The sequence below is a fragment of the Duganella sp. Dugasp56 genome (assembly GCF_047304105.1).
Classification (GTDB): domain Bacteria; phylum Pseudomonadota; class Gammaproteobacteria; order Burkholderiales; family Burkholderiaceae_D; genus Rugamonas; species Rugamonas hordei.
Genome location: NZ_JBGLYQ010000026.1, coordinates 25,531 through 42,395, shown reverse-complemented (window position 1 = coordinate 42,395; position 16,865 = coordinate 25,531). Strand labels below are relative to the sequence as shown.

Sequence of the window (16,865 nt, the reverse complement as noted above, 5' to 3'; positions counted from 1 at the left end):
ACGCATAGTGTTGAATTTCTTGTCAGATAACACGGCCATCGCCACCTTGCTGGTGTTGACGCTGCTCGTCATGCTGCTGTTCGCCATCGTCATCTGGGCGGCGATGAAGGGCGCGGAAAAAGCCGACAAGCCGGCCGACCAGCAGCCGCGCCTGATCAGCGCCGACTCGCTCAAGCAATCGTTCCGCGTCGCCGTGGAGCTGATTGAAAATAATATCGCGGCGCGCTCGGAACGCTACAGCCTGCCGTGGACGCTGATCCTCAACGAAGGCAGCCACGGGCGCGAACTGCCGCTGCTGCAGTCCGGCCTGCAAAGCGCGCTCAGCGCGGACAGCACGCTGACCGCCGGCGCCCAGGGCCTGAACTGGAACTTCTTCGACCAGGGCGTGGCGGTGCAGCTGCAGGCCGACTACCTGGGCTCGCCCGATCCGGACGCCGCCAACGGCAACAACACCTGGGACGATTTCCTCGGCCTGTGCCGCAACTACCGTCCGGACCGGCCGTTCGATTCCATCGTCGTGGCGATCCCGGCCAGCATGTTCCTCGACGCCGAGGGCGCAGGACAGCTGGACCTGGCCGCGCGCGCCAAGGCCATCCACCGCCGTCTGTGGCTGGCGCAGAACCGGCTGGCGTTGCGCTTCCCGATCTATATCGCCATCGCCGACTGCGAAGTGATACCGGGCTTCTCCCGCTTCGCCGCCGCGCTGCCGGAGCCGCTGCGCCGCTCGATGCTGGGCTGGTCGTCGCCGCACGAACTGGCCGCGCCGTTCCAGGCGCAGTGGATGGACACGGCCATGAACGAGATCGGCCGCACGCTGTCGGACAGCTGTTCCGAACTGTGCGCGCTGGAACCGTCCGGCTCGGACAGCAGCGAGTACTTCCTGCTGCCGAACCAGATCGAGCGCCTGCGCGCCGGCCTGAAGATCTTTGCCGAAGAACTGATGCGGCCAAGCGCCTACCACGAGCCGTTCCTGCTGCGCGGCATCTACCTGACCGGCGATTGCAGCGACGAAGCGGCGCTGTTGGGCGACGGTCATGCGCCTGCCGATGCCGGCCTGCCGGCCGTCGATGCCGCTACGACCACCACCGCGCCGGCCGCCTTGCCTGAATGGGCCGAGCCGACGCTGGCCACCGACGCGCCGGCGCAGGCTATGCTGCCGGGGCAGGGCAGCGCCGTGCCGGCCTTCCTGCGCGATATCTTCGAACGCAAGATCTTTGCCGAGGCCGGACTGGTACGCTCGTCGTCGGTGCATCGCATGCGCCGTCCGGCCATGAGCCGGGTGGCGCGCTGGAGCGCGGTCGCCGTGCCCGTAGTGTGGGTGCTGGGCCTGGTGTTCGCCACCGTCAACCTGCACCGCCTCAGTTCCGACGTCGTGGTCTACCTGCAAAAGCTGGACCGCGATTCGCGCGCCAGCCTGCAAGCCACCAGCCGCAACGTGATCGACCCGGCGCAAAGCCGCCAGCGCGCGATGGAGGCGCTGCTGAACATCGAGCAGATGGGCAATGCCCATCTGGGTTCCTTCTTCATGCCCGGTTCGTGGCGCTGGTTCGACAACCTGCACCAGCGGGTGCAGAATCGCATGGAAAAAGGCTTCGCCGACAACGCCTTCGATCCGCTGCGCCGTTCCGCCTATGCGCGCGTGAGCGAGCTGACCGGCGTGCCCATCGATCCGATCTCGGGCAGCCTGATCATCGGCGGCCGCTGCACCTTGCCGGCCCGCTGGAGCGAAATGACGGCGATGCCGAACAGCGCGCTCAACATCGAGGACTTGCCGGAATTCTCCGCGCTGCTGCAATACGTGGCGCGCATGGAGCAGCTGGACCAGGTGCTGCAGGCGATGATGCGGCTGAAATCGACCACCTCCGGGCCGGCTTCCGGCGACGACCTGGCGCTGGTGGTGCGCGTGCTGCTGGGGACCGAACTGAACGGCAATCCGGACCGCACCGCCAAGCTGTTCCGCCAGGTGGCCAAGGATGTGCAGTCGCTGACGATAGAGCCGCTGCAGGATGCCGCCAGCTGTTCGTTCAAGCTGGCCGTCAAGGCCACGGCCAAGCGCCTGTACGTCAACAACGGCTTGCTGAAAGCGGAGCAGACCATTGCCGAGAGTTCGGCCGCGTTGTACGAGGCCGATCCGAAGGCCGAAGCCAGCACCACCATCGCCATCTGGCAGGCGCTGCGCACCGCACTGCGGGCGCAGGAGCTGTACCTGGTCTCGGGCAAGGGCGCCTGGATGCACCGCAACACGCTGGACCTGGGCCCAGCCTGGGACAACCTGCTGCAGAAGGTGCAAGGCGTTTCGCTGCTGGGCAAGAGCGCTTCCGACGACGCCCGCAAGCAGGTCGACGACGGCTTCACGCAATTCATTTCTTCGTGGGATGCGACGCTGTCGGCCGACAGCCATGCGCAGGGTTTGAGCTCCGGCCTGGAATGGTCGGAAGCCAATTCCTCGTGGGCCTTCGCGGCCGACCGCAAGGTGCTGCTGGACGCCTTGAACGGCCTGCTGACGCAGCCGTTCATGAAGGTCAACCACCTGAGCCGGCTGCCTGAGGTGCCGTCCGGCGCCACCGTCAGCTGGGATGGCGCGCGGCTGGACCAGGTGCTGGCGCTGGCCGACTCGCGCAAGCGCGTGCAGACCGAGTTCCTGCCGAAGTTCCCGGCCATGCTGCAGGCGCCGGCCGCCCACCTGGCCGACGCCGCGCTGGGCGAGACGGCGCGCGACATGCTGTCGCAATCCTACCTGGTATCGGCGCGCGAAGTGCAGGCGCCGTCCGCCGAGGCCGATCGCGCGCGCGCCCTGCGGGTGCGCTCGTGGCTGCAGGATATCGGCGCCATCGGCGTGGCCGACAACCTGTCCGCCGTGCTCAGCCGCGACGCCCTGTCGCGCCTGCAGCAGCTGGATGAAACGCTGACCCGCGCCGAAGTGTTCGTGCCGCGCGACCGCTCGTTCCGCTCGTGGAACGGCGAGAAGGCGCCGCTGATGGACGCGTTCGGCGCGGCCGATGCCGGCGCGCTGGCCGGCTACGTCTCGCAGCAGCAATCGTTCATCGAGGCGACCGGCAAGGATGCGGAAGGGCTGCTGCTGCAACTGGGCGGCACGCAGGCCGGCAATCCGCTGGTGATACGCTGGCAGGCCACGGTGGCCGACCTGAACCGCTACAAACTGAAGAGTCCGACCAGCAGCCTGACCGCGCTCGAACACTTCGTGCTGGCCACCGCGGCCGACATCGACATCGGCAACTGTCTCGACAAGCTGTCCGCGCGCGCCGCTCAGCGCCGCGCCACCGACGTGTTCTCCGAGCGCATGCAGGGCCTGCAGGCCGGCCTGTACTCGCGTTGCCGCGAGCTGATGCAGACCGGCTACCAGGATGCCTGGACCCGCTTTGCCGACGCCTTCAACAGCGGCCTGGCCAACCGCGCGCCGTTCCGCGCGCTGACGCCGGACGGCGGCAAGGTGGCCAGCGACAAGGTGCCGGCCGACGTCGAGGAAGTCGGCTCGGTGCTGAAGCTGTTCGACCGCGTGCACGTGCTGGCGCTCGCTTCCGACCGCGATCCGTCGCGCCCGTCCGCGGCCACCACGGTGCGCAAGGTGGACGACCAGATGCAGAAGGTGCGCGACTTCCTGGCGCCGCTGTACCCGACCGAGGAAGGCCAGCCGGTCGGACTGGATGTGATGGTGGAATTCCGCGCCAACACCGCCGTCGAAAGCGAAGGCAACAAGATCATCGACTGGGCGCTGACCATCGGCAGCCAGACGCTGCACCAGCGCGACCCGGCGCGGGCGCTGCGCTGGGAGCCGGGCCTGCCGGTGGTGCTGACCCTGCGCGTGGCGCAGGACGGCCCGGTGATACCGAAGGCGGAGGGCGGCCATCCGGGCATGTCGGTGGACGAGCGCACCATCAGCTACCGCTTCGAGGATCCATGGGCGCTGTTCAGCCTGGTGTCGGCCTACCGCGAAGCGGATGCCGCGCCTGCCACCGGCGCGCGTTCGCAGTTGCTCAAGTTCGAGTTCCCGATGACGGCCATCGGCGACGGCAAGATCGCCACCCGCGACACGCGCGCCAAGGTCTTCATCCGGCTGACCGTCAGCGCGGCCGGCAAGCGCACGCCGCTGGTGTGGCCGCCGGTGTTCCCGGTCAAGGCACCGGCCTGGTGATCGGAGAAGTGGTCATGTCATCGCTGCCGCCCCTGGTTCGTGTTGCCGTGTTCGGCAGCTTCCATCGCGGCTTCCATGTGCTGAGCGAGCTGCTGAAGGGGCCGCTGGCGCAGCGCGTGCGCGTGGTCGGCGTGGCGACCGACGACGTCGGCTCCGGCTTCGTCAGCCGCGAGCGCCGCGTCTGGTCGTATCCGCACTGTGCGGAGGAAGAGGTGATGGTCGAGCGGCTGGCGCAGTCGCATGGCCTGGCCGCCTACAAGGGCCGCGTGAAGACGCCGGAGTTCTACCGCCTATACGAGGAGGAGTGGCGGCCGGACCTGTGCATAGGCGCCACTTTCGGCCAGCGCATCGACGCGCGGCTGTTCCAGGTGCCGCGGCTGGGCTTCTACAACCTGCATCCGTGCATAGACGATGGCTGGCCGTCGCATTACGCCGGCCCGAATCCGTTCCAGGCCTTGCTGGACAACGGCTCCGACCACGTGGTGATCGCCATGCACGAGGTCGACGAAGGTTTCGATACCGGCAGGCTGCGGGCGCTGTCGGAAAAGATCTACGTGCCGCCGGGCGCCACGGTGGTGGACCTGCACAAGCTGACGTCGCCGCTGGCGGCCAAGTTTTTTGCGCGCGAACTCGGCAAGCTGCTACCGTAGCGGAGGCGTATGGCGACCATCAAGAACAATTTGCGCAACCTTGTGGACAAGGCGCGCTCCCTGATTTCCGACGACAAGACACCCAGTTTCCCGACCCCGATAGCCCCTATGAACGCACCGAGCCTGCCGATACCGCTTTCTTTGATGAGCATGGAAAACCAGCAGGAGCTGGAGCTGCTGCTGAAGCCCATCACCGAGGACATGCCTTGCGGCCCGGCGCTGCGCTACGATCCGATCTTTACCGAGATCCGCCTGGCGCGCGAGGAGGACGATCCCAGCCTGCCGATGGGGCAGTGGGAGCGGCCGCTGAAGAAGGCCGACTGGCCGCTGATCGAAGCGCGCTGCAAGACCATGCTGACCACCCGTTCCAAGGATTTGCAGATCGCCGCCTGGCTGCTGGAATCGTGGACGCGCCAGTACGGCATCGACGGCCTGTACCGGGGCCTGAGCCTGGTCGACCGCATGCTGCGCCAGTACTGGGAGCCGTTGCATCCGGTAATACAGGACGGCGACGCCGACGCCCGCATCGCGCCGCTGGAGTGGCTCAACGCGTCGTTCTCGACGACGGTACGGGTGAACATGCCGATCCTGAAGATCGCCACCCGCAAGCCGCCGGCGCAAACGCTGTCCGACTGGGACCGCATGACCGCGCGCGAACTGGCGGGCCACGCGATGGAGCCGGGCGACGACGGCGAACCGCAGCTGACGCGGATCGAAGTGATCACTTACGCACACCAGCGGCTGGGCCGCGAGCTGGCCAACCGGCAACAGGTGATGCAGCGCTGCCTGAATTGCCTGGAAACCATGTTGGCTTTTGTCGACCTGCAACTGGGGTCGCAGGCGCCGAATCTGTCTAAACTGAAGGGGACGCTGGTGGCGGTGGAACGCGTGCTGCAGCAATTGATCCCCGAGCAAAAAGGTGAGGAAATGGCGACAGAGGAAGAGACAGGCAACTACGAGGAAACGTCGGGGATGGCGGAGGGACTGGCGCCGCCGGTGGCGCTGATGTCCGGCTGGAAGAACCGCGACGAGGCCTATGCCGCGCTGGGCGCGATCGCCGATTATTTAAGCCTGGTGGAACCGCACAGTCCGACGCCGTATCTGCTGCGCCGTGCCGTCAACTGGGGGCGCATGCCGCTGCCCGAGTTGATGGCCGAGATTATCCGGGAAGAGGGCGACCTGAACCGCCTGGTGAATATGCTGGGCCTGAAGGAATAAGACTACTCTAGCGTAGTTGCCTAGCGCAGCTGATACACAGCGGCAACAGGCGACATCACGTTTTCCGAACACAGCTCGTAGGTCGATGCGCAGGCAAGGCTGAGCAACAGTGCGCCGAATGCGATATGGAGATAGCGTGCCATGACAAACTCCCGGATTGAGATTGGACTGACCATGCGATCAGAATAATCCGGGAAATGTCGGACGGGCATCAGCAAAAAGTCCGACAAAATGTAGGACAACTGCCCGTCTCTATCTTTTTGCCAACTTTTACTTGGTCTTCCAGACGACGATAGCGCCTTCCGGCGCGGTGTCCGTTGCGTTCGACACTTCCAGCCAGTGTTGCAGGCGTTCCGGCTGCTTCAGTTGGATGCCCCGGCCGTCGATGATGCCGACTTGCTCGACAAACTTGGAGTCCAGCTTGGCCTTGGACACGGTCGGCGCGCCGGCCACCATGCGGTCGTAGGCCTTGCGGGCCTTGTTTTCCCACTTGTGCAGGCTGCTGTCGTCGAAGCGGTTGGCTTCGAAATAGACGGTGAGCGAACCGTCCGGGTTGCCGTAGCCGACGATGCCGGCACCCTTGCGAATGGCGGCGGAGTTGTTCAGGTCGTACAGGTCGGTGGGCACGAACACGGCGGCGCGGCCGTCGGTGTCGGGACGGCCGACCGGCGTGTCCTTGCTGTAGGTGCTGACTTCGTAGAGGGGGGTCTTTTCTTCGGACATGGCAGTATTCTGAGTGGGCTGATCTTTGCATGCGCATGCAAACGTTATCATTGTAGCGTTAATCCAGTTCCCGTGGGCAACAGGCGGCGGCAAAATATTGTAACTTCAAGTGCAGTTGGTAATTGCCGCCTATGCCGTCAAGGCAGGCCGCTTCCCAGCTAAAGCAAGTCTTGGCTTGGCGGCCGGAGCACGGCGGTTGTTTGTCGGGATGGCGGGCCGGGTGGCGTTTTTCGCCGCGACCTTGAACACGCCGACCACCTCCGTCAGGCAGCTGGCCTGATCTTGCAGCGATGCCGCGGCAGCGGCGGCCTGTTCCACCAATGCGGCGTTTTGCTGTGTCACCTCATCCATTTGGACTATCGCCTGGTTGATCTGCTCGATACCGGCCGTTTGCTCGTTGCCGGCGGCCGTGATTTCTTCCATGATGTCGGTCACGTTCTTGACGCTGTCGACGATGGTGCGCATCGCCGACCCCGCCTGGTCGACCAGTTTGGCGCCTATCTCGACCTTTTCAACCGAGTCGCCGATCAGGGTCTTGATTTCCTTGGCGGCTGCGGCGGAGCGTTGCGCCAGGTTGCGCACCTCAGTGGCAACGACGGCGAAACCGCAGCCTTGTTCCCCAGCCCTGGCCGCCTCCACCGCCGCATTCAAGGCCAGGATATTGGTCTGGAACGCGATGCCGTCGATGACCGCGATGATGTCGACGATTTTCCGCGACGACGCATTGATCTCGCCCATCGTATCGACCACTTGCGCCACAATGCTGCCGCCTTGCTGCGCCACGGTGGAGGCGGAGATGGCAAGCTGGTTGGCATGATTGGAATTTTCCGAATTCTGCTTGACGGTCGAGGTCAGTTCTTCCATGGCAGAGGCGGTTTCCTCCAGCGAACTGGCTTGCTGTTCGGTGCGCGTCGACAGATCCAGATTGCCGCTGGCTATCTGACTGGAGGCGGTGGCGATGGCGTCGGTGGAGACCCGTATTTCGCCCACCGTTTGCGCCAGATTGCGCTGCATGGTCTGCATCGAAAACAACAAGCTGTGCGTGTCGCCGCTGCTGGTGTCGACGGTCACGGTCAGGTCGCCGGCGGCAATGCTGCGCACGATCTGCGAAGCGTATTTCGGTTCCCCGCCGAGTTGATGATAGACATCGCGGATCAGGAAGAAGCCAGCCGAGGCGCCCACCAGCGTGCCCAGGACGATGGCCCCCAGAACTATGCCGCGCATCACGCCGTAGCGCTCTTTCGATCCTTCGTATTCGTTCTTTGCCTCGTCAACTTGCAGCTTGCGCAGGGCATTGATGCCGTCCGTTACTGCTGGGATCAACGATTGCAGCTGCACGGATAATTGCGCCGCCATTTCAGGCTGGCCCGCTTTTAATGCCGCGACGGCCGGCAGCATTTTTTCGCTGGTCATTCTCTTCCTGTCGATAGCGAGCTTGTCGGCGATTTCTTTTTCTTTCGGCGTGAGGGCGGTCGCCATGTAGCTATCCCACGTACTGACGATCTCGGCGATATTTTTTTCAATCTGATCAGTTCTTGCCTTGATCTCCGCAGCATCGGTTTGCCGAAGAGCCTCCGTTAAATTCAGTCGATTGCTGACCAGGAGACGGTCTATGCGCGAGACCTGCTCCAATGCCACGGTGCGATCCTCGTAGACGGACTTCAAGTCCGCATTGGATTGGCTCAGCCCGTAAACTCCCAGCGAACCTATGAGGATGGAGATCAGGGCAAGAAAGCCGATCAGGGTGCTCAAGCGAGCTTTAAGTGTCATATTCATTTTTTTTCCCGATATGTTCTGGGCCGCGCCCATTACGTGCGAAGCAAATGTGAGGATCTAAATGATGTACTGGCAGCGGGATTTGGCTGCGGTGAAATTTGTGCGCAAATCAGTGTGGAGCCACTGACGGCGGCAAAGTCAATCGATGCGACAACGGGGTAGGGTTGTGATCTGTTTGTAAAATTTGCTGCTGTGGAGCAATACTCACTTTGAGCATACGCCGTAAATCAGCCGAGTGCGACCCTCAAATGGAAAAGCGTTGTTTTTGGCTGAAAGCATCCAGCCTCCGCGCTGTTGTTGTTTCACATTGCGCATGGATGAGTTCACAATACATGCAAGCAAGCAACGGATGAGGACACAAGATGCTGACGATTGATGGCCCCTGGATCAATCCATGGCACGCCGGCCTGGTCGGCGCTGTCCTCCTCAGCAGCATGATCCAACTGCTGCTGACCCGCTCCGATCCGGACAGCCAGCACATGTTCCGCAATAATTTGCTGTTCGGCGGCCTGTGCCTGCTGCTCAGCTTGTCCTCCAAGCTGATGTTGGACATGGACCAGCGCCAGGCCGCCAGCCTGCTCGAGAGCGCCTCCGTGCTCGGCTTCGGGCTGCTGCTGATACGCATCCTGGGCCTGACCGCGTTCCGCGCGCTGCTGCCGGCCCTGCGCATGCATCCGCCGCGCATCATGGAAGACATCCTGCTGGTGATCACTTATATCGTCTGGGGGCTGGTGTGGCTGCGCGTGGTCGGCCTGGACTTGAGCGGACTGGTCACCACGTCGGCGGTCATCACCGGCGTGGTCGCCTTTTCGATGCAGGAAACGCTGGGCAATATCCTGGGCGGGCTGGCCCTGCAGCTCGACAATTCCGTGCGCATCGGCGACTGGATCAAGATCGACGACGTGCGCGGCAAGGTGGTGGAAGTCCATTGGCGGCACACGGCCGTGCGCACCAACAACGGCAACCTGATCGTCATCCCCAACAGCGTGCTGATGAAATCGAAAGTGGACGTCTACAGCCGGGAGAGCAAGCCGGAGTTCCGGCGCTGGGTGAATTTCTGGGTGGAGGATGGGGTGCCGCCGCAGCAAGTCATTGCCACCGTCCAGACTGCCCTGCGCCAGACGCATATCGAGTACATCTCGGCGGAGCGGCCGCCCGAATGCATCGTCACCGACTACCGCGAAGGCTTGATACAGTACGCGGTGCGCTACTGGCTCACCAATCCGGGCCACGACGACGGCACCGATTCCGCCGTGCGCATCCATTTTTACAGCGCCTTGCAGCGGCAGAATCTTTCATTGGCCCATCCTTGCATGGACGTACGACTGAATGCGGATTCGGAACGGCGCTCGAGCGTGCGGCTACTGGCGGAAATGGATATCCGCAAGAAGGCCTTGAGCAAGGTCGCACTGTTTTCCGGTCTTACCGAAGAGGAGTTGGCCAAGCTGGCCAAAGCGCTGCGCAACACGCCGTTTATCAAGGACGACATCATCACCCGCCAAGGCGCGGTGGCGCATTGGCTGTATCTGCTGGTCAACGGCGAGGCCGACGTCTGGTTCGAATCCGAAGGGAAGGAGCGCATCTGGTGCGCCACGCTCAAGGCCGGCGATGTGTTCGGCGAGATAGGCTTGCTGACCGGCGCGCCGCGCGGCGCCACGGTCACCGCCAGGACCGATGCGCTGTGCTATCGGCTGGACAAGGAGAACTTTGAAAACATCCTGCACGACCGTCCCGAGCTGGCCGACGAATTCGCCCATGTGCTCAGCGACCGCAATCAGGTGCTGGACGCCATCCGCAGCGATCATCCAGAACCAGTGCAAGTACAACAGGCCAACTATTTGGCGAGCATACGGCGGTTTTTCAGGTTGCACTGAGACGCGGTCGTATGTCGGTTACATGATGATCGGCAGATTGTCTACCATGGCGTTGCCCATATCCACTGTGTAGACTTCACCGCGTGCTGCCTCTTCGCGGCCGGTAGCTAGCAGATGTTGCTTCACCTTTTCTTGGGCGTGCACAGCATTCCGTGCCACGACCAGGAATTCATCCAGTTTGCTCTGCTCTTTCCCGGCAGCTTGCACCGTGGCGTGGAATCGGTGGCTCAGCTGATGTGTCTCGACCAGGTACTGCAACAGCACATCGTTGATGCGGGTCTGCCAACCATCTCCCAGCGCCTTGAATGAGTCCAGTACAACGTTGTCAAAGCGGATGCTGGTAGGCACTTTGGTCACGTCCAGTGTTGGCCGACCGCGCGGACGACGCGCTGGCTTGAGTTTGGCCAATTCTGCGTCGGTCATTGGCGGGTTGTCCGGGTCGGCTAGGGCGGCCTTGGTGATCGCGGCGTCCTCTTCCTCCGTAGGCATGACGAGCGCAAGCGCTTTAGCTTTGCGCGCCACCGCGCGCCGCCTATCCTCGTCCAGTTGCGGTACCCTCTCTGCTGGCGCCGCCTCTTTCTCGTTAGTGGTTCGCTTCGACATAACTCTTCACCTCTCTGGCATTTGCTTTTCGTAGACTGATAATCCTTCGTCCATCTTCGCGGTCTACATATACCACGCAGTAAAGCCTATCTCCGATGGCACCGAAGGCTCTATACCTGTCCTCGCCGTAATCCTCTCTGTCGTCCTGTTCCTCTATCGCGGTATCCCAGTCGATGTCGATCGCATCTGCCAACGAAACGCCATGTTTCTGTTGGTTAGTGCAGTCTTTGTCGGGGTCAAATGTGATCTGCACGTGATTAATTGTATATACGGAAAATACATCGATCAAGTATTTTTCGTATATACGATAATCATTTGGGAGAACGGTGGTTTACGCTACGGCAGCGAAAATAAAAAAAGCCAGCTATAAGCTGGCTGTTTTCATCACTGTGTGAAACAAATCAACATCTGTAACTATTTGATTTGTTGGTGTCTTTTGGGGTGGCTGATGGGGCTCGAACCCACGACAACAGGAATCACAATCCTGGACTCTACCAACTGAGCTACAGCCACCACTGATTTACTTCTCTCCGCCTAGTGTTTCGTAGACAGGTGCCGAATTATACAAGCCAGTTTTGAATCCTGCAAATCTAAATGCAAAGTTTCTCTTCAAAAAGCCTGTCTTGCTTAAACTGCAACCTTTTCCACTGGCGGGTGCAGTCCCAGCAGGCTGGCGAAGGCTGGCGCCAGGGCGCTGACGTCGGCCGTGGTGTAGCCGCGCAGCGTGGCGGCGGGATCGCCGGCGGCAGGGGCGGGGCGCAGCAGCTTGGCCGCGTCCAGCAGCCGCACCAGCTGGCGGGCGACTGCGTCGCCGGTGTCGATCAGGACCACGTCCTGGCGGCCGTGGTCGCGCAGCACGCGTTCGATGCCGGTCTGGACGAAGGGATAGTGGGTGCAGCCGAGCACCAGCGTGTCGGCGCCTTGCTCCAGCAGCGGGGCGACGTATTTTTCCAGCATCGAGTCGATCATCGGCGTTTGCAGGTCGCCCAGCTCGATCTGGTCGACCAGGCCGACGGCAGGCTGCAGCAGGAACTCGGCCTTGCTGGCCGCGCTGATCTGCTCGCGCAATTGCAGGAATTTTTCGCCCTTGAGGGTGCGCGCCGTCGCCAGCACGCCGACCTTGCCGTTGCGCGTGGCCGCCGCGGCCGGCTTCAGGCCCGGCTCGACGCCGACCACCGGCAGATCCGGATAGCGCGCCCGCACCGCCTTGATGGCGGCCACGGTGGCGGTGTTGCAGGCGACCACCAGCGCCTTGGCGCCGCGCTCCAGCAGGAAGGCGGCAATCGCCAGCGAGCGGTCGACCACGTATTGTTCGGTTTTTTCGCCGTACGGCGCATGGCCGGAATCGGCGAAGTAGATCAGGTCTTCATTCGGCAGCTGCGCGCGGATGTGGCGCAGCACCGAAAGCCCGCCCACGCCGGAGTCGAACACACCGATCGGGCTGCCGGGGGAGCGGGCTGTTTGCATCAGGCAGTCACGACAGGAACGTTCAGCTGCTCGATGCGGGCTTTCCATTCCGCAGGGCCGGTGTTGTGCACCGACGTGCCGGCGGCGTCCACGGCCACGGTGACCGGCATGTCGACCACGTCGAACTCGTAGATCGCTTCCATGCCCATGTCCGCGAAGCCCAGCACCTTGGCGCCCTTGATCGCCTTCGACACCAGGTAGGCGGAACCGCCGACGGCCATCAGGTAGGCCGACTTGTGCTTCTGGATCGACTCGATGGCGACCGGGCCGCGCTCGGCCTTGCCGATCATCGCGATCAGGCCGGTTTTCTCCAGCATCATGTCGGTGAACTTGTCCATGCGGGTGGCGGTGGTCGGGCCGGCTGGGCCCACCACTTCGTCGCGCACCGGATCGACCGGGCCGACGTAGTAGATCACGCGGTTCTTGAAGTCGACCGGCAGTTCCTCGCCCTTGGCCAGCATGTCCTGGATGCGCTTGTGCGCGGCGTCGCGGCCGGTCAGCATTTTGCCGTTCAGCAGCAGGGTCTGGCCCGGCTTCCACGAGGCCACTTCTTCCTTGGTCAGCGTGTTCAGGTCGACGCGCTTGGATTTCTCGGTGTCCGGCGCCCAGCTGACGTCAGGCCAGGTCGACAGCGGAGGCGGGGTCATGTAGGCAGGACCGGAGCCGTCCAGCACGAAGTGGCCGTGACGGGTGGCGGCGCAGTTCGGGATCATCGCGACCGGCTTGGATGCGGCGTGGGTCGGGTAGGTCATGATCTTCACGTCCAGCACGGTGGTCAGGCCGCCCAGGCCCTGCGCGCCGATGCCCAGCGCGTTGATGCGGTCGCACAGTTCGATACGCAGTTCTTCCAGCTTGTTCTGCGGGCCGCGCTGCTTCAGCTCGTACATGTCGATGTCTTCCATCAGCACTTCCTTCGCCATCAGCATCGCCTTCTCGGCGGTGCCGCCGATGCCGATGCCCAGCATGCCTGGCGGGCACCAGCCGGCGCCCATGGTCGGCACGGTTTTCAGCACCCAGTCGATCAGCGAATCGGATGGATTCATCATGATCATCTTGGATTTGTTTTCCGAGCCGCCGCCTTTGGCCGCGACCTTGACGTCGACGGTGTTGCCCTCGACCAGTTCCATGTGGACCACGGCCGGCGTGTTGTCCTTGGTGTTCTTGCGGTCGAAGTGCGGGTCGGCCACGATGGAGGCGCGCAGCTTGTTGTCGTCGAAGTTGTACGCGCGGCGCACGCCTTCGTTGACGGCGTCGGTGACGGTGCCGGTGAAGCCTTCAAAGCGCACGCCCATGCCGATCTTCAGGAAGACGTTGACGATGCCGGTGTCCTGGCAGATCGGGCGCTTGCCTTCCGCGCACATGCGCGAGTTGGTCAGGATCTGCGCGATCGCGTCCTTGGCGGCCGGGCTTTGCTCGTGCTCGTAGGCGCGCGCCAGGTGCTCGATGTAGTCGGCAGGGTGGTAGTAGCTGATGTACTGGAGCGCGGCGGCAACGGATTCGATCAGGTCTTCTTGCTTTATGATGGTCATGATGTTCTCGCGTGGTTAATGGGATTCGTTGTGGGTCAGCGTGGTGATGCGGTCGGTGTAGGAGATCGCCAGGGCCGACAAAAGGAAGACGACGTGGATCACGGTTTGTGCGATCAGTGTTTGCGGGTCGTAGACGGCTGCATTGATGAAGGTCTTCAGCAAGTGGATGGACGAAATGCCGATGATCGCCATCGCCAGCTTGGTCTTCAGCACGGAGGCGTTCACGTGCGACAGCCACTCTGGTTGATCGGGATGCGTGTCCAGGTTCATGCGGGAGATAAAAGTCTCGTAGCCGCCGATGATCACCATGACCAGCAGATTGGAAATCATGACCACGTCGATCAGGCCGAGCACGACCAGCATGATGGTGGTTTCGGTCAGCTTGGCCGGCGCGTGGGCGGCGGCTGCCGCGGCTTCGGGCGTCGGCGCGTGCACGGCGACCGCTTCGAGGATGTGCTGCAGCGAGGCTTCGTTGCCCATCACGGCGCCGATCAGGTCCTTGAGCTCGACCCAGAAATGGAATACGTAGACGCACTGCGCCAGGATCAAGCCCAGGTACAACGGCAACTGCAGCCAGCGCGTCATGAAGATAAAGGCGGGCAGCGGGCGCAGTTTCTGTTTTGGCTCAATCATTACGGCGGAACTCCTTTATATTATGACTGGCGACATTTTACACGTGCTGCTCAGCAATCGCACCGGCGTGTTGATACTGCGTACGGTCGATGAAATATTGGTAAAATTGCCTAGAGCGCCACATCCTCCGCCGGGGACCGCCAATCTGTAAGGGCTCAGTAAGCGATAAAGTTTAAGTTAATGCCAAACGATTACAACACTGGATGGAGACAAGCATGAGCAGCACTACAACCCAACAAGGACCGCAGGAATCCCGCATCTTCGAACCCCCGGCAGCGTTTGTAGCCCAAGCCAACGTGGCCGGCATGGACGCCTACAACGCCTTGTGCGCCGAGGCGGAGGCCGACTATGAAGGCTTCTGGTCGCGCCTGGCGAAGGAAAACCTGGTGTGGCAAAAGCCGTTCACCAAGACCCTGAACGAAGACAACGCGCCGTTCTACAAATGGTTTGAAGACGGCCACCTGAACGTGTCGTACAACTGCCTGGACCGCAATCTGCAGAACGGCAACGCCGACAAGACCGCGATCATCTTCGAGGCGGACGACGGCAAGTCGGTCAACGTCAGCTACAAGGAATTGCACGAGAAGGTCTGCAAGTTCGCCAACGGTTTGAAATCACGCGGCATCAAGAAGGGTGACCGCGTCATCATCTACATGTCGATGTCGGTTGAAGGCGTGGCCGCGATGCAGGCCTGCGCGCGCATCGGCGCCACGCACTCGGTGGTGTTTGGCGGCTTCTCCGCCAAGTCGCTGCAGGAGCGCATCATCGACGCCGGCGCGGTGGCCGTGATCACCGCCGACGAGCAAATGCGCGGCGGCAAACACCTGCCGCTGAAAGCCATCGTCGACGAAGCGCTGGCGCTGGGCGGCTGCGACACCATCAAGGACGTGATCGTCTACAAGCGCACCGGCGGCAACATCGCCTTCAAGGAAGGCCGCGACATCTGGCTGCACGACCTGGTCGCCAGCCAATCGGCCGAGTGCGAGCCGGAGTGGGTCGATGCCGAGCATCCGCTGTTCATCCTGTACACGTCGGGCTCGACCGGCACCCCGAAAGGCGTGCAGCATTCGAGCGGCGGCTACCTGCTGTGGGCCGCGCTGACGATGAAGTGGTCGTTCGACATCAAGCCGACCGATGTGTACTGGTGCACGGCCGATATCGGCTGGGTGACGGGCCACAGCTACATCGCCTACGGTCCGACGGCGGTGGGCGCGACGCAAGTGGTATTCGAAGGCATCCCGACGTTCCCGAACGCCGGCCGCTTCTGGGAGACCATCGCCAAGCACAAGGTCAGCATCTTCTACACCGCGCCGACGGCGATCCGTTCGCTGATCAAGGCGTCGGATGTGGATCCGAAGGTGCATCCGAAGAATTACGATTTGTCGTCGCTGCGTTTGCTGGGCACGGTCGGCGAGCCGATCAATCCGGAAGCGTGGATGTGGTATTACACGCAGGTGGGCGGCGAGAAGTGCCCGATCGTCGACACCTTCTGGCAGACCGAGACCGGCGGCCACATGATCACGCCGCTGCCGGGCGCGACGCCGATGGTGCCGGGTTCGTGCACCTTGCCGCTGCCGGGCATCATGACCGCGATTGTCGATGAGGCCGGTGTGGATGTGCCGAACGGGCAGGGCGGTATTCTGGTGGTCAAGCGTCCTTGGCCTTCGATGATCCGTACCATCTGGAATAACCCGGACCGGTTCAAGGCTAGCTACTTCCCTGAGGAGCTGGGCGGCAAGATGTACCTGGCGGGCGACGGCGCGATCCGCAACAAGGATACGGGTTACTTCACCATCACGGGCCGTATCGATGACGTGCTGAACGTGTCGGGTCACCGCATGGGCACGATGGAGATCGAGTCGGCGCTGGTGGCCAATCCGCTGGTGGCTGAGGCTGCGGTGGTGGGCAAGCCGGATGAGACGACTGGTGAGTCGATCTGCGCGTTCGTGGTGCTGAAGCAGGCACGTCCGACTGGGGATGAGGCCAAGAAGCTGGCGCTGGAGTTGCGCAATTGGGTGGCCAAGGAGATTGGTCCGATCGCCAAGCCGAAGGAGATCCGGTTTGGGGATAACCTGCCGAAGACGCGTTCGGGCAAGATCATGCGGCGTTTGCTGCGGGTGTTGGCCAAGGGCGAGGTGATTACGCAGGATGTGTCGACCTTGGAGAATCCGGCGATTCTGGAGCAGTTGAAGGAAGCGTCCTAACAGCGCACAGACGTCATAACCACCCGCATGCGTCT

At 62.6% G+C, this 16,865-nt stretch carries 13 protein-coding genes and 1 tRNA gene; 5 read left to right on the top strand and 9 right to left on the bottom strand.

The window, feature by feature from the left end:
- Positions 1-19 precede the first annotated feature (19 nt).
- The 3 genes from ACCD07_RS18915 (at position 20) to tssA (ending at position 6,021) form a co-directional block, all read left to right on the top strand.
- The gene (locus ACCD07_RS18915; RefSeq protein WP_413448236.1) at positions 20-4,153 is read left to right on the top strand and encodes a type VI secretion system protein; all 4,134 of its coding nucleotides are present in this window, start codon (positions 20-22) and stop codon (positions 4,151-4,153) included.
- Between the two features lie 14 nt (positions 4,154-4,167).
- Entirely contained in the window at positions 4,168-4,803 is a 636-nt protein-coding gene (locus ACCD07_RS18910; protein WP_176655600.1) for a formyltransferase family protein, read from the top strand.
- A gap of 108 nt (positions 4,804-4,911) precedes the next feature.
- Positions 4,912-6,021: a type VI secretion system protein TssA gene (tssA, locus tag ACCD07_RS18905; protein ID WP_413448235.1), complete on the top strand. Its 1,110-nt coding sequence runs from the start codon at positions 4,912-4,914 to the stop codon at positions 6,019-6,021.
- Between the two features lie 20 nt (positions 6,022-6,041).
- On the opposite strand, the gene ACCD07_RS18900 is transcribed toward tssA, so the two are convergent.
- The 3 genes from ACCD07_RS18900 to ACCD07_RS18890 form a co-directional block, all read right to left on the bottom strand.
- Complete coding sequence (locus ACCD07_RS18900) at positions 6,042-6,164, bottom strand: hypothetical protein (protein WP_353400289.1); 123 nt, start codon at positions 6,162-6,164, stop codon at positions 6,042-6,044.
- A 127-nt stretch (positions 6,165-6,291) separates the two neighbouring features.
- The gene (locus ACCD07_RS18895) at positions 6,292-6,744 is read right to left on the bottom strand and encodes a hypothetical protein (RefSeq protein ID WP_176655602.1); all 453 of its coding nucleotides are present in this window, start codon (positions 6,742-6,744) and stop codon (positions 6,292-6,294) included.
- Between the two features lie 129 nt (positions 6,745-6,873).
- Positions 6,874-8,520: a methyl-accepting chemotaxis protein gene (locus ACCD07_RS18890; protein WP_413448234.1), complete on the bottom strand. Its 1,647-nt coding sequence runs from the start codon at positions 8,518-8,520 to the stop codon at positions 6,874-6,876.
- A 362-nt stretch (positions 8,521-8,882) separates the two neighbouring features.
- On the opposite strand from ACCD07_RS18890, the gene ACCD07_RS18885 reads away from it, so the two are divergent.
- Positions 8,883-10,394 (top strand): cyclic nucleotide-binding domain-containing protein, encoded by a 1,512-nt coding sequence (locus ACCD07_RS18885; RefSeq protein WP_413448233.1) that lies wholly within the window; start codon positions 8,883-8,885, stop codon positions 10,392-10,394.
- Positions 10,395-10,412: 18 nt separating this feature from the next.
- Here the strand turns inward: ACCD07_RS18885 and ACCD07_RS18880 are convergent, their stop codons facing one another.
- The 6 genes from ACCD07_RS18880 to ACCD07_RS18855 all read right to left on the bottom strand — a co-directional run bounded on the left by ACCD07_RS18880 (position 10,413) and on the right by ACCD07_RS18855 (position 14,626).
- Positions 10,413-10,997 (bottom strand): BrnA antitoxin family protein, encoded by a 585-nt coding sequence (locus tag ACCD07_RS18880; protein ID WP_413448232.1) that lies wholly within the window; start codon positions 10,995-10,997, stop codon positions 10,413-10,415.
- Positions 10,978-11,250, bottom strand: a complete 273-nt coding sequence (locus ACCD07_RS18875) for a BrnT family toxin (protein WP_413448258.1) — start codon at positions 11,248-11,250, stop codon at positions 10,978-10,980. Before ACCD07_RS18875 ends, ACCD07_RS18880 begins: the two co-directional genes overlap by 20 nt.
- Before the next feature lie 184 nt (positions 11,251-11,434).
- Positions 11,435-11,510, bottom strand: a tRNA-His gene (locus tag ACCD07_RS18870).
- Between the two features lie 114 nt (positions 11,511-11,624).
- A complete protein-coding gene (murI, locus tag ACCD07_RS18865; RefSeq protein ID WP_413448231.1) occupies positions 11,625-12,464 on the bottom strand; it encodes a glutamate racemase in 840 nt (279 codons plus the stop codon).
- Positions 12,464-13,993: a fumarate hydratase gene (locus ACCD07_RS18860; protein WP_176655607.1), complete on the bottom strand. Its 1,530-nt coding sequence runs from the start codon at positions 13,991-13,993 to the stop codon at positions 12,464-12,466. The genes murI and ACCD07_RS18860 overlap by 1 nt, the downstream gene beginning before the upstream one ends.
- A gap of 15 nt (positions 13,994-14,008) precedes the next feature.
- On the bottom strand, positions 14,009-14,626 hold the full coding sequence (locus tag ACCD07_RS18855) for a YqhA family protein (protein WP_413448230.1): 618 nt from the start codon (positions 14,624-14,626) through the stop codon (positions 14,009-14,011).
- A 215-nt stretch (positions 14,627-14,841) separates the two neighbouring features.
- On the opposite strand from ACCD07_RS18855, the gene acs reads away from it, so the two are divergent.
- Positions 14,842-16,830: an acetate--CoA ligase gene (acs, locus tag ACCD07_RS18850; RefSeq protein WP_413448229.1), complete on the top strand. Its 1,989-nt coding sequence runs from the start codon at positions 14,842-14,844 to the stop codon at positions 16,828-16,830.
- The last annotated feature ends 35 nt before the right edge of the window (positions 16,831-16,865 follow it).